This is a genomic window from Cobetia sp. MC34, from assembly GCF_018340035.1.
Taxonomy (GTDB): Bacteria; Pseudomonadota; Gammaproteobacteria; order Pseudomonadales; family Halomonadaceae; genus Cobetia; species Cobetia amphilecti.
Genome location: NZ_JADPPY010000160.1, coordinates 1 through 250, shown reverse-complemented (window position 1 = coordinate 250; position 250 = coordinate 1). Strand labels below are relative to the sequence as shown.

The 250-nt window shown below is 56.8% G+C and carries 1 protein-coding gene; it reads left to right on the top strand.

Annotated elements, in window-relative coordinates; translation table 11 throughout:
* Positions 1-66: 66 nt before the first annotated feature.
* The coding region (locus tag IZU87_RS18235) for a transposase (protein WP_213115371.1) at positions 67-250 on the top strand (184 nt) is incomplete at its 3' end.

Below are 250 nucleotides of genomic sequence, written 5' to 3'. Positions count from 1 at the left end.
TGAAGTGGACCCCAGAATTCGGACCAGGCGCTAAGCTCTGATCATACCGACCAGGAGAGCTTGATCATGAGCAGGAAACGTCGACAGTACAGCAGTGAGTTCAAAGCCAAGGTAGCCCTTACTGCCCTCAAGGGGGAACAGACCACGTCAGAGATCGCAGCCCGCTTCGAGATCCACCCAACCATGGTGAGTCAGTGGAAGCGCGACCTGCTGGACAACGCCACCGGCGTCTTCGAGGGCAAAAGTTCCA